Origin of the sequence: Halomonas sp. DQ26W (assembly GCF_003339685.1) — a bacterium.
Lineage (GTDB): Bacteria > Pseudomonadota > Gammaproteobacteria > Pseudomonadales > Halomonadaceae > Halomonas.
The window spans coordinates 79,301-92,241 of sequence record NZ_QPKI01000014.1; the positions used below are offsets into that span (position 1 = coordinate 79,301).

The window sequence follows — 12,941 nt, forward strand, 5'->3', positions numbered from 1 at the left end:
CACGGCGATAGCCCGTGGCCTTGATCAGCGTTCCAGCCGCTTGGCAATGTCTGCAGGTTGCACCGCATCGCCGGTGTCGTTGCCCCAGGCGTTGCGGGTATAGGTGATCACCGCGGCGAGCTCGACAGGGTTGAGCGTAGTACGGAACGACGGCATGGCAGTGCCGGAAACGCCATTGATGATGATATCCGTGTGCCAGTCGATATCGGCCAGCATCTGCTCGTTGCCTGCAAGAGCCGGGAACGCTGGTGGAGTGCCCTGGCCTTCCGGCTGGTGGCAGGAGGCGCAGATGGTGGCGTAGACGCCTTCGCCTCGCTCCATGAGCTCGTCCATCTCCCACTCACGGTCTACCCCTAGCGCCTCCTCGGCAGCCAGTTCCTTGCGCTCGGCCAGCCATATCTCGAAGTCATCCTCTTCCATGGCGTGAACCACGATGGGCATGAAGGCATGATCCACGCCACACAGCTCGGCACACTGCCCGCGATAGATGCCCGGCTCGTTGATCCTGACCCAGTTCTCGCTGATGAAGCCGGGAATGGTGTCCTGCTTGACGGCCAGGTCGGGCACCCACCAGGCGTGAATGACGTCATCGGAGGTAAACAGGAAGCGAACCTTGCGGTTGATCGGCAGGACCAGAGGCTCGTCAACTTCCAATAGATAGTTTTCGCCGCGCTCCTCGTCACCGCGTATCTGACTGCGCGACGTCGCCAGGTTCGAGTTGAAGGCGACGTCTTCACCGAGATAATCATAGCGCCACCGCCACTGCTGGCCAGTGACCATGACATCCAGTTCGGCATCAGAGGGGTCGTAGATCTTCTGTAGCGTCGCGGTGGCGGGAATGGCCATGCCGACCAGGATCAGCAGAGGGACCGCCGTCCAGATCAATTCCACGGTTGTGTTCTCGTGAAAGTTGGCCGCCTTGGCGCCCTTGGAGTGGCGATAGCGGATCAGGGAGTAGAACATCACCCCAAATACGACCACGCCGATGACCACGCATATCCAGAATATGGCCATGTGCAAATTGTAGATTTCTCTACTGAGGTCTGTAACCCCCACCGGCATATTCCAGCCACTGGCCAGGGCTGCCTGGCTCGAGCCGACAAGGGACAGGCCCCCTGCCAACCATACGAGCAGAGTGCGCATCGACGCCTCCCGATGTTTGTAGTTATCGTAGCAGTGGCAACCCCGAAGGTCAGGGACGGGGGTCCTCACGCGAACGCAAGAACATTAGCCGCTTCTGCAAAGATTATATGGTGACAGAACGAAAGTCACTGCTTCTCATTGCTCGTTCTGACTAACGCGCCAGTCAACGCAGCGCGCCATGACTGTGGTCGGCTCAACCTGCCGCCCAGATTGCCACCAGAGCAATCAGGCCCACAAACAGCAGGGCCATGACGATGCCGACGAGGATAAAGGCCATTGGATTACCCTTCTCGAAATCCTCACGCCGCTGCGCCTCCTTCTGTACTCCCAAAAAAGCTGCCAGCACCGATTTGATCACTCCCCACATGCCTGACCCTCACAACCATTCTAGATGACCATAGCATGCAACAACTGGCCCGACATCGGAAAACAACATCCTTGAATCGATCGCAAAGTAGCATACTGCAACGCAGCAAATAATCCACGGATTGCCACGCCCTAAGCTACACTTCGAGGTAAATCGACGCGTAACGCTTAGCCATTCGCTACAGGAGATCGATATGAGCAGCAAGAAGCCAGGTCCCAGCACCATCAACCCGCTCGAAGTTAGCCGGCCAATCATGGAGTGGTGGACCCAGCAGTGGATGCAGGGCGCCACACCCATGACTCGCATGCAACTGGTCTGGATGGAAAATCTGTCGGAGATCATGCAGCAGGAAGCCCGCTTCCTTTCGGCCCTCGCCGAGTCGAGCCAGCGCATCGCCAAGTGCTATGACACCCATCAGAGCGACCCGAAGAAGATGAACGAGTGCTACCAGTCGCTGGCCAGGGAAGTGGCGGATCATCACATGGAGCGAATGAAAAACGTCGCCACGCTCTCGCAAGACTTCCGCACTCGGATATGGGAAGAAATCTAACGGTCGGAAGCGCTTAGCCGAGCCCGAACGCCCTGGCCAGCAGTGGCAGTAGGAAAGCCGTCAACAAGCCCGTCAGTGCCATGGCGAGCCCCGAGAAGGCCCCCGCCACTGCCCCGATCCTGGCAAATGCGTGGGCGGTACCGAAGCCATGGGCTGCCAACCCTAACGTGAAACCCTGTACGCCGGGGTCGCTAACCCCCATCACCCGGAACAGCAGCGGCCCCAGCGCACAACCGATCGAGCCGGTCAGCAAGACCAGCCCCGCCGCAAGCGAGGGAATACCCCCAACCTGCTCGGCGATTCCCATGGCTATCGGCGACGTCACCGAGCGAGGTGCCAAGCTCAGAATAGTTTCGATCTGTGCCCCCGACACCATGGCGATAGCTATTGTCGAACCCACCGCGGTCACTATCCCCACCAAACACGCCAGCAACAGTGGCCAAAGCAGGCGGCGAATTCGCTCGCGATGGTCATATAACGGAATAGCCAGCGACACTGTGGCTGGCCCCAGCAGAAAATGGATGAACTGCGCCCCCTCGAAGTAAGTGGCATATTCCATATCCACCAGCAGCAAGAAGCCGATCAGCATGGCGATCGACAGGGTCACCGGATGAACCAGGGGCGTACCGCCCAGAGCCTGATTGATTCGCACCGATACCATGAATGCCAGCAGAGTCACCAGCAGCGACAGCAGCGGATTACCAGACAGGTAGACCCATAGCTGATCCAGCGGGACGACGTTCATTCCGACTTACCGCGACAATAGTGACGCTGCAAGCGATCCAACACCCACGCAGTCACCGTCAGCGTCAACGCCGTCGAGACCACCAGCGTCAACACGATGGGCAATAAATCCATCCCGATCAGCCGAGCATGGACCATCAGGCCAACCCCGGCGGGGACGAACAACAGCGTCAGGTAACGCAACAAGCCCTCCCCCATCATTCGCAGACTGGGCGGCACCCGGCCTAGCAACACCAGACCCACCAGCAGAATTACCATGCCCACAACTGGCCCGGGCACCGGCAGCCCTAGCCCACGGGCCAGCAACTCTCCAGCAAACTGGCAGGCCAACAACACGCTCATCCCCATGATCAACGACATGGAAGCGCCTCCTCCTTATGGATCGATGCAGCGTTCGGATCAGTGCGCCTTGTGCGTCTCGTCATCGGAAACCGGCACCGGCTGAGAGCCCGCATCGTCGAGATCCGCCCAAGGCTCCCGTGGCGCCTCGGCGCGCTCGCCGGTACGTGCGGCATAGCGCTCGCGATGCAGTGCCTTGAGCAAGCCGAAGACCATGAGGATGATCACTACCGAGAATGGCAGCGCCGCCATGATCACGGCCGCCTGCAGCGTCTCGAGCCCTCCAGCCATCAGCAGTACTCCGGTCAACAGCCCCAACACCCCGCCCCATAAGATGCGATGGGCAGTGGGGGGCTCGAGGTCGCCTCCGGCCAGGATGGTATTGATCACCAAGGTGCCGGCATTGGCGGAGGTGATCAGGTAGGTAGCAATCAGCAGTACCAGTACGGCAGACACGCCCTGCCCCAGCAGCCCGAGCCCCATGGCGTCGATGGTGACAAAAAGTGCCGTGGCCACGTCGGCCTCCACGGCGGCAACGATGCCGCCCGCGCCGAACAGCTCATGATAGAGCGCGGTGCCGCCGAACAATCCAATCCACACCACGGTGATGAGCGTCGGCACCAGCAGCACGCCCATGACGAATTCACGAAAGGTTCGCCCCCGGGAGACCCTGGCAATGAACATGCCGACAAACGGCGACCAAGCCAGCCACCAGCCCCAGAAAAAAACCGTCCACTCTGCCTGCCAGCCATCGTCCCGGGTCGCATTGGTGTGGAACGACATGCCCATCAGATTCTGGATGTAATCCCCCGTCGACTCAACGGTGATCGCGATCAGATACTGGGTCGGCCCGAACAGCAGCATGAACACCACCACCGCGATGCTGAGCCAGAAATTGGCTTCCGAGAGCAGCCGCACACCGCGCTTGACACCGGAGACGACGGAGAATGTCGCCACGCTCATGATAACGGCAGTGACGATCAACTGCAGGGCCAACGAAGATGGCAGGCCGAAAACCGCGTCGAGCCCCGCATTCATCTGCTGTACGCCCAGACCCAGGGTGGTAGCGATCCCGAACACCGTACCGAAAACCGCCAACACATCGACGGCATCCCCCAGCAGGCCATCGGTACGCTTGCCGAACAACGGCTTGAGGCTGGAACGGATGGTCAGCGGCATCTTCCAGCGATAGGAAAAATAGGCCAGCACCAGCGCCACGAAAGAGAAGATCGCCCAGCCGTTCAACCCCCAGTGGAAATAGGTCAAGCGCATGGCCACCCGCGCGGCGTCCGGGCTCATGCCGTCGGCAATGAAGGGATTTCCCTGAAACTGTAGTATCGGCTGGGCTACCGACCAGAACAGGATACCGACCCCGGTACCTGCGGCGAACAGCATCGCCACCCAGGAAAAGAACGTGAACTCCGGCTGTTCGAAATCACTACCCAGGCGAACGTTCTTGAAGCGACCCGTGCCCAGCCACACCATGAACAGCAGTAAAAAGGCAACCAGCAGCACGTAATACCACTCCAGGAAGGGATCAAGCACCGTGCGTAGCAATGCCAACTCTTGTCCCAGCCGCTCGGTATAGAAGGCACCGTAGATCATCGACACGGCCACGACCACGAACGTTACCAGGGTGACCCTCGGGTTCATGCCCTTGAGAGGGCCGCGTTGCGCCTGTTGGTACATGGCCTTGTCCTTTTGCGATGTTGATCCGTAGCCGCTGCGTATCATAAAGCAACGAACGCCACCCTTCACGAGCGACCCCGTATCCCGCCCCGACCAACCCCTTGTAAAGGCAAGCTTCTGAAAGGAAAGTACAAAAGAGGCTTTCCATTTAAACAGGAACGCGCTAGTATACGCCTCGTTCTCGGGGCGCTGGCCACAGCCAGGCAACCTGAAAACCGGGTTCTGTAGTACTAGAGCCAGTAGAACCAAAGTCGGAGCGTGGCGCAGCTTGGTAGCGCGCTGCAATGGGGTTGCAGAGGTCGCAGGTTCGAATCCTGTCGCTCCGACCATTAGATACAAGAAAAACCGCCACTTACGGATCATTCCGAGTGGCGGTTTTTCGTTGTACCAAGGACTTTCTCCTCCATGACATGATGACTCGGCGGCAACGGCACTATCGACCGCCAGCCCCCATGCCTGCGGTACACAATCCCCCGGCCGAATAAGCACTGCTTATTAAACGATAGCCAATAATAGGTTAGCATCAAGCCGTTTAGCTTCCTAACATCAGGTAACGTCTCGTATCCAATAACAAGCATTCGGGGGAACCGACATGAGCAATAGCTTGCCGAGCTCGGCACGCGTAGTGATCGTGGGGGGTGGCGTCATTGGCTGCAGCGTTGCCTACCACCTCACCAAACTGGGCATTCGCGATATCGTGCTGCTGGAGCGCAAGTCGCTCACCTGCGGCACTACCTGGCATGCGGCCGGCCTGGTGCCGACCTTGCGCGCCACCTACCGGATGAGCATGTTGGCCAGCTACAGCGCGGACCTTTACGAACGCTTGAGCGCCGAAACCGGCCAGGCCACTGGATTCGTTCGCAACGGTTCGCTGAGCATCGCGACCCACCAGGAGCGCTTCACCGAACTCAAGCGTGGCGCTTCCATGGCCAAGCTCTGCGGGTTTCCCTGCGAGGTGGTAAGCCCCGATGAGGCAAAGGCGCTCTGGCCCCTGATGGATATCGACGACATCGTCGGTGGCATCCACCTGCCGCTCGATGGCATCGTCAATCCCGTCGACGTGACTCAGGCCCTGGCCAGGGGCGCGCGCCTGGGCGGAGCACGCATCTTCGAGAACACCCCTGTCGTCGACATCAAGGCGGCGCACGGCAAAGCCGCCGGGGTGATCACTGAATCGGGCGAGATCGACGCCGAATTCGTGGTCAATTGTTCCGGTATGTGGGCCCGTGGGTTCGGGAAGAAAGCCGGAGTCAACGTGCCGCTCCACGCCGCTGAACACTACTATGTCGTTACCGAAAGTATGCCGGACCTGGCAGCACAGCTGCCAACCCTGCGGGACCTCGATGGCTGCAACTACTTCAAGACCGAAGCCGGCAAGCTGTTGATCGGCACCTTCGAACCGAATGCCCAGCCCTGGGGGCACCAGGGGATCCCGGACAGTTTCAGCTTCGATGAGCTTCCGCCGGACCTCGACCACCTGGAACCTTACCTGGAAGCGGCCATGCGCCGCGTTCCCGCCCTGGCAAACCTCGGGCTACAGGTTGTGTTCAATGGTCCCGAGAGCTTCACGCCCGACGATCGCTACCATCTCGGTGAAGCGCCTGAACTGCGCAACTACTTTGTTGCAGCCGGCTTCAACTCGGTGGGCATTCAGTCTGCCGGGGGCGCCGGCAAGGTGCTCGCCGAATGGATTGCCAGGGGACACGCCCCCATGGACCTGTGGGAGGTGGATATACGCCGCAACCAGCCATTTCAGGGAAATGCCGAGTACCTCTATGACCGCACACGGGAAGGACTCGGCTTGCTCTACGCCATGCATTGGCCCTATCGGCAGTTCGAGACGGCGCGCAACGTCCGCAGAAGCATCCTGCATGAGCGCCTAGCGGGAGCCAATGCCTGCTTCGGCGAGGTCGCCGGATGGGAGCGGGCAAATTTCTTCGCCCCGAATAGCGAAAAGGCAGAATACCGCTACAGCTGGGGCAAGCAGAACTGGTTCGAATGGTCGGCGGCGGAACATATGGCCGTTCGCGAACGCGTCGGCCTCTTCGACCAGAGCTCCTTCACCAAGCTGATGGTGCAGGGGCGTGACGCCATGACGGTGCTGAACCGTATCTGCAGCAATGACATCGATGTCGAGCCGGGACGAATCGTCTATACCCAGTGGTTGAACGAACGAGGCGGTATCGAAGCTGACCTCACCGTAACCCGTCTCGAAACGAACAACTTCCTCATCGTCTCCGGAGCACCGACCCAGACCCGTGACCTGGACTGGCTGCGGCGCCATACGCCCGAAGAAGCGAACATGGTCATAGCCGACGTGACCTCCTCGATGGCCGTGCTCGCCGTCATGGGCCCCGAGGCACGCAGCCTGCTCCAGCAACTCACCGGTGAAGACCTCACAAACCACGCGTTCCCCTTCGGCACCTCCAAGGAAATCGAGCTGGGTTACGCTCGTGTGCGCGCCTCCCGCATCACCTATGTCGGGGAACTGGGCTGGGAGCTCTACATACCCACCGAGTTCGCTCCCGATGTCTTCGATCGTATCGTGGCTGCCGGCAAGACCTTCGACCTCAAGCTCTGCGGCTATCACGCCCTCAACTCGTTACGCATCGAGAAGGGCTATCGCCACTTCGGACACGACATCGCCGAGGAGGATTCGCCACTGGAAGCCGGGCTCTCCTTTGCAGTGGCCTTCAACAAGCCCGGAGGCTTCATCGGCAGGGAGGCCCTCCAACAACAACAGGCAGAGGGGGTCAAAAAGCGAATGGTGCTGTTCCGGTTCCTGGATCCCGAGGCGACCAGCTACCACGAAGAACCCATCTATCGTGACGGCGTGATTGTCGGTCGTACCACTTCGGGCATGTATGGCCATTACGTCGGCGGCAACGTTGCCATGGGCTATGTCGAGCACGCAGACGGCGTGACACCGGAATGGATCAAGGAGGGCGATTACGAGATCGAAATCGCCATGCGACGCCACAAGGTCGAAGCCAGCCTGCGTGCGTTCCATGATCCCGGCATGACACGCGTGAAAAGCTGAAGCTCGAGCCACTTGATCTGCTGATTGACCGCGGCTGGCCCATGCTCAGCTCTTGCGCCGCCTTCGAAAAACCCAGGTGCCGTCCTGCCGCTTCGAAGGTTCTGACCCAGTTGGGATGCGGATTCTGTAGTAGCATGGGCTGTCTGGCGTCACCTCGTCGCTCCACCGAAACGAGCACAAGGACTCCACATGCCCCTGACCCAGCCTGACGCCCTCCTAGCCATCCAGGCGAGTCTCGCCGACACATCCTGGGCCGACGAGCCGCTGCTACCCATGGAAGACAGCGGCCTTGCCCACGCGCATTTACGCCTGGGCGAAAGTGGCTGGCTGCTGCGCATTCCCAAGCAGAGCCAGATGGGCCTCGAGCCCAAGGCTCACCTGACCTATGAGTCCACCTGCTTTGCCCGCGCCGCGCCCAGTGGCGTGACGCCCACAATGGCCGAGAGCCTGCCGCTCTGCCCCGCACTGCCCCGTGGCGCCCTGGTGGTCAAGGCCATCGAAGGGCGTAGCGCATCGCTTCCCGGAGACCTACCCGCGCTGATGCGCAGCCTGGCGGCGATCCATCGCCTGCCGCTTCCCGCCTCGGCCGAGTGCGTCCCCCTCCTGGCCCCCCGCGATCCACTGGTGTCGATGTATCGAGAGGTGCTGGACCAGGCACAATACTTGGCCGATGCCGACCTGGAGCCCGAAGCCGAACAGGGGATTCGTCACGAACTGGCACAATTTTCCGCCTCCATCGAGACGCCTCAGCGCCCTGCAAAACGATTGATCACCTTCGATGCCCACCCCGGCAATTTCCTGATCGATGTCGACGGTAAGGCCTGGATGGTCGACCTGGAGAAAGCCCGCTACAGCTACCCCGGCTTCGACCTGGCGCATGCCACCCTCTATACATCGACCACCTGGGACATCAACAGCCACGCCGTGCTCGATAGCGATGCCATTGTTGCCGCCTACGCCGCCTGGGAACGGGAAATGGGCTGCACGGGCCGCGACCAGCGCCACTGGCACCTGCCGCTGCGCCGCGCCATGTGGCTGTGGTCGGTCACCTGGTGTGCAAAGTGGCAGGTGACCTCCGGGGCGCCACCCTTGAGCGAAGCCCGTGGGCAGGAGTGGTCGCGACAGCATAATAGTGAAGCGCTCAATGCCCACGTTCAGGACCGCGTGGCACACTACCTCTCTCCACCGGTGGTCAGGCGCATGGGCGAGGAATTCCAGTCTCTCGTCGCGGCCTTCGCCGACGGTTCCGGCACGGCAACCCAGCGCAGTGACGACCTAGAGTAGAGACGCCATGCCCCAGCCCGCTCTGAGCGTGATCATCCCAACCCTCAACGAAGCCGCGACGCTTGTTGCACGGCTCGAACGCCTGCTCGGCCTGTGGGTGTGCGGTGTCGAAATCATCATTGTCGATGGCGGCAGCCAGGATGAAACGGTGGTCATGGCCAACCGCGTAGCCACTCGCGTCATAGAGAGCCCACCGGGGCGCGCCGTGCAGATGAATGCGGGAGCCCGCGCCGCCACTGCCAGCCATCTGCTGTTCCTGCATGCCGACACCCAGCTGCCGCGGCGGGCCGACCGCCTGATCGACGCGGCCCTGGCCGGGCGCCATCACTGGGGACGCTTCGACATCCGCCTTGAAGGTCGCCACCCCATGCTGCCGGTGATCGCCACTGCCATGAACTGGCGCTCGCGCCTTACCGGCATCGCCACCGGCGACCAGGCGCTCTTCATGACTCGCAGCGCTTTCGAAGAGGTCGGCGGGTTTCCCGACCAACCCCTGATGGAAGACATCGCGCTTACACAACGTCTCAAGCGACTTTCACCCCCAGCCTGCCTGCGCCAGCGGGCAAGCAGCTCGGGGCGGCGCTGGGAGCACCACGGCGCCTGGCCAACCATCCTGCTGATGTGGTGGCTGCGCTATCGCTACTGGCGCGGCGAGGCGCCCGAGCAGTTGGCCAGGGTCTACCGCGATGTGCGCTGACGTTACGCTCGCGGTGCTGGCCAAGGCGCCACTGCCCGGCAAGGCAAAGACCCGCTTGATACCGGCACTGGGAGCCGAAGGCGCCGCACAGCTGCATGCCAGGCTGGTACGTCATACCCTGGCCACTGCCCTTGCCACCACCTCGCGAGTCACCCTATGGACCGCACTCGAGCATCATCACCCGCTGTTTCTTGCACTAAGCGAAGACCATCAGATAGATATGCAGCCCCAGCCGGATGGTGACCTGGGCCAGCGGATGCACCACGCCCTGGCCACCGTGACAGGACCCGGACTAGTCATCGGCACCGACTGTCCGGTCCTGACACCGGAACTACTGCACCGCTGCCACGCCGCACTCAGCGAATCTGACGTGGTCTGCCTGCCGGCAGAGGATGGCGGCTATGGCCTGATCGCCATGCGCCGCGCCGAAGCCCGGCTTTTCACAGGCATCGACTGGGGTACCGATCGAGTGATGTCCCAGACCGCCCATGCTGCTGCCGCCCTGGGGTTGCGATTACGCTGCCTGGATACGGTCTGGGATATTGACCGGCCAGAAGACCTGGCACGACTGGCGACCCACAGCCCCGAACTGCTCACCGGCTCGCCCACGACACACGGCCAGTGAACACGTCCTGCCTCACCCCAGGTGACGGCAATTTCCTACAACAAACCCCTTCCTTGCCCTGCATCTTCATGATGACACCGCACCCACGGCGCAATCTTGGCTACCCTTACTGACAGGAACCCGCTGATAGCGAGTTTCAGCATCACGCGTCTGCTGCCAAACGCCACTACTATCCATACAGAAAGTGAGTGCAAACAGCGGGAAGCGCACACCAGCCAAATACATGGAGGTCAGCATGAAGAGGATTCTCGAGCATGCAGCAGCCTGGCTATTACGTGCCATGGAGAGCCACGAAACCCAACAGCCGCAGCAACACGCCTGGTCCTGCTATCGGGCAAACCGCAACCACCCACCAGGCGACAATCGACGCCACCCAACGGCCACCACCGACATGCCCTAGTAGTCTGTCGAATTTGACCAATTTTCACGAAGAATTGGGATTTCGAGACACATTTATCGATCTGACGAGGCGATTAGTCCGCTATTATTTAACGAATCAGATCAAATGAAATTGGCCCAAAGACCGGATCTCACAGCAGATCAGCATTAAGTCCAACAGGCTCCCAGTCTACGTGGCATCTGGCCGACACCCAGCCACTGATAACACCTGCGATACCAATGCCAGAGGAAGGCACCATGCATAACCCCAAACTCCCGGGCACACTAGTGCTATTGAGCTTCGTCGGTACCGGCCCCCTGCACGCCGGCGACTGCAAACCGAATGACCAACAACAGGCAATGCTGGACCGCGTGAACGAAATACGTAGCGAAGCACGCCAATGCGGCGACGAAACACTCGAGGCGGCAGAGCCCCTGGCCTGGAGCTGTCGCCTGGCAGAGGCCGCCGAGACACATTCGCGAGACATGGCGGAAAACGAATTCTTCGCCCATACCGATGAAGACGATGTGGGCGTGAACGAGCGAGTGAACGAAACCGGCTACGACTGGATGGCGGTCGGAGAGAATATCGCCGCTGGCCAAGCCGATGTCGACTCGGTCATCGAAGGCTGGCTCTCAAGCCCTGGCCACTGCGCCAATATGATGAGCGATGAATTCACCGAGATGGGAGCGGCCGTCGTCGAAGTGGATGGATCGGACTACTCCCCCTTCTGGACGCAAGTCTTCGGCCGACCACGATGAGTACAATACTAACAACCTCCGCCAAGGCGCCTACCGGCGCCAGTCGCGATGCGAAGTCGGAGCGCCGAACCGAGCGCTCCAACAGCGACACTCTCCACCACCGCTAACCAAACTGTTGTAGGAGAATTTTTAGATCACGACTGGAAGCCGAAGGACTCCCGGCGGTGTTGCCGATGCGAAGTCAGCTGGCTGGGACTTGCCTATACTCCGGTAGAGAAGGTCGGGTCGCAAATTTTTGCCAGGAAGCACTACAGGGGGCGGTCTCCACGATTTTCCAGCCAGTGGCTCCGTTTCTCCCGTTTTTTCTCGTTGACACCGCTTCATTGGCAAGCGTGCTGCACCGCACCTTGCCCCCGGACCCTTGGAGAGATGCAATGTACCTGTCTTACGTGCGAGCGATACTGATCGGCGTAGCCTTTTGCACCGCCGGGGCCACCCTCGCAGAGACGTCGACGCCTCCGGCGTCTACGGTTCAAGAAGTTGAGGCTAGGGAGCTTTTCCCTCTGACCCCCGGTGAAAGCACGTTTGAAGTGGTGGACGGAGACGGAGAGGGACGGCAAGTCGTGATGGAAGTGAGTTCCGCAGACGGTGAAGGCCGTTGGGAAGTTCGATTTGGAGACTACAACATCCTCCATCTTTCCGAGCATCTAGATGGCAGCGTGCTGATCACCGGTTTAGACGTACTGACGGAAGGCCAGGCCGTGCTGTACGAGCCGCCCGTAGTACTGCTACCCAACAAAATTGTACCAGACCGGACATGGAGTGCCTCTGGCAGTGCTACGGTCATTAACAGAGAGACGCAAGAGGTTGTACACAAGGGTGAGTACCAGCACCGAGTCATGCCCATCACTCGAGAGCGGTACACGACCCAGGCTGGTGATTATGAAGGCTTCCTGGTGCCGATCGAGCAAACCATCGATCTTGAGGCTCAGGCGGTTATCCGGTTGTGGCTCGACCTCGGCTTCTTCCCCGGAAGAGGTCTGGTGAAGCGTTCGATGAAGTTCGTCGTCGATAAACCCATGTGGTTCGGATCGACTACACGGCGCACTGCAGAACTCGTCCGTTAGTGCCAGGTTCTGGGAGTTCAGGCAGTGAAGACCTGCCTTTGACAACCGGCTGCAGGAGAGACTTCCGGACGGCTACTTTAATCGAGAAGGTGATGGAGAAAAAACCGGAAAGGGAAAAGGAATAACGCCAGCAAACGACCACCGCCAACGCCGGCGGCCTCCACCAAGGCGCCTACCGGCGCCAGTCGCGATGGAAACCAGCGCTCCAACAGCTGCCTTTTCCTGCCATAACAGGCGACTACCACCCTGTAGGAGA

Annotated in this window: 13 protein-coding genes and 1 tRNA gene; 9 read left to right on the forward strand and 5 right to left on the reverse strand. The window is 60.4% G+C overall.

Annotated features, from left to right (window positions below; all coding sequences use genetic code 11):
• Positions 1–24: 24 nt before the first annotated feature.
• Together coxB and DU490_RS09375 are read right to left on the reverse strand one after the other, a co-directional pair.
• Positions 25–1,143 (reverse strand): cytochrome c oxidase subunit II, encoded by a 1,119-nt coding sequence (gene coxB / locus DU490_RS09370; RefSeq protein WP_114574038.1) that lies wholly within the window; start codon positions 1,141–1,143, stop codon positions 25–27.
• Between the two features lie 193 nt (positions 1,144–1,336).
• Complete coding sequence (locus DU490_RS09375) at positions 1,337–1,510, reverse strand: DUF2970 domain-containing protein (protein WP_114574039.1); 174 nt, start codon at positions 1,508–1,510, stop codon at positions 1,337–1,339.
• A gap of 193 nt (positions 1,511–1,703) precedes the next feature.
• Here DU490_RS09375 and DU490_RS09380 point away from each other — a divergent pair, with 193 nt between their 5' ends.
• Entirely contained in the window at positions 1,704–2,060 is a 357-nt protein-coding gene (locus DU490_RS09380; protein WP_114574040.1) for a hypothetical protein, read from the forward strand.
• A gap of 13 nt (positions 2,061–2,073) precedes the next feature.
• On the opposite strand, the gene DU490_RS09385 is transcribed toward DU490_RS09380, so the two are convergent.
• Genes DU490_RS09385 through DU490_RS09395 form a run of 3 tightly spaced genes read right to left on the reverse strand, consistent with a single transcriptional unit; the run spans position 2,074 to position 4,832 of the window.
• Complete coding sequence (locus DU490_RS09385) at positions 2,074–2,805, reverse strand: LrgB family protein (protein WP_114574041.1); 732 nt, start codon at positions 2,803–2,805, stop codon at positions 2,074–2,076.
• Positions 2,802–3,164, reverse strand: coding sequence for a CidA/LrgA family protein (locus DU490_RS09390; protein WP_114574042.1), 363 nt, complete (start codon positions 3,162–3,164; stop codon positions 2,802–2,804). The genes DU490_RS09385 and DU490_RS09390 overlap by 4 nt, the downstream gene beginning before the upstream one ends.
• Positions 3,165–3,203: 39 nt before the next feature.
• The gene (locus DU490_RS09395; protein ID WP_114574043.1) at positions 3,204–4,832 is read right to left on the reverse strand and encodes a BCCT family transporter; all 1,629 of its coding nucleotides are present in this window, start codon (positions 4,830–4,832) and stop codon (positions 3,204–3,206) included.
• A gap of 252 nt (positions 4,833–5,084) precedes the next feature.
• Between DU490_RS09395 and DU490_RS09400 the strand changes: the two genes are divergently transcribed.
• From DU490_RS09400 to DU490_RS09430, 8 genes are all read left to right on the forward strand, one after another.
• Positions 5,085–5,161: transfer RNA gene (locus tag DU490_RS09400), tRNA-Pro, on the forward strand.
• Between the two features lie 263 nt (positions 5,162–5,424).
• Positions 5,425–7,872, forward strand: coding sequence for an FAD-dependent oxidoreductase (locus tag DU490_RS09405; RefSeq protein WP_114574044.1), 2,448 nt, complete (start codon positions 5,425–5,427; stop codon positions 7,870–7,872).
• Between the two features lie 189 nt (positions 7,873–8,061).
• The gene (locus tag DU490_RS09410; protein WP_114574045.1) at positions 8,062–9,156 is read left to right on the forward strand and encodes an aminoglycoside phosphotransferase family protein; all 1,095 of its coding nucleotides are present in this window, start codon (positions 8,062–8,064) and stop codon (positions 9,154–9,156) included.
• A gap of 7 nt (positions 9,157–9,163) precedes the next feature.
• Positions 9,164–9,853, forward strand: a complete 690-nt coding sequence (locus tag DU490_RS09415) for a TIGR04283 family arsenosugar biosynthesis glycosyltransferase (RefSeq protein WP_114574046.1) — start codon at positions 9,164–9,166, stop codon at positions 9,851–9,853.
• Complete coding sequence (locus tag DU490_RS09420) at positions 9,843–10,478, forward strand: TIGR04282 family arsenosugar biosynthesis glycosyltransferase (RefSeq protein WP_114574047.1); 636 nt, start codon at positions 9,843–9,845, stop codon at positions 10,476–10,478. Before DU490_RS09415 ends, DU490_RS09420 begins: the two co-directional genes overlap by 11 nt.
• 235 nt (positions 10,479–10,713) lie before the next feature.
• Positions 10,714–10,878 carry a hypothetical protein gene (locus DU490_RS17170; protein ID WP_181870002.1) on the forward strand — a complete coding sequence of 55 codons (165 nt, stop codon included), beginning with the start codon at positions 10,714–10,716 and terminating at the stop codon, positions 10,876–10,878.
• A gap of 236 nt (positions 10,879–11,114) precedes the next feature.
• Positions 11,115–11,618 (forward strand): CAP domain-containing protein, encoded by a 504-nt coding sequence (locus tag DU490_RS09425; RefSeq protein WP_114574048.1) that lies wholly within the window; start codon positions 11,115–11,117, stop codon positions 11,616–11,618.
• A gap of 374 nt (positions 11,619–11,992) precedes the next feature.
• Positions 11,993–12,685 (forward strand): hypothetical protein, encoded by a 693-nt coding sequence (locus DU490_RS09430; protein WP_114574049.1) that lies wholly within the window; start codon positions 11,993–11,995, stop codon positions 12,683–12,685.
• The last annotated feature ends 256 nt before the right edge of the window (positions 12,686–12,941 follow it).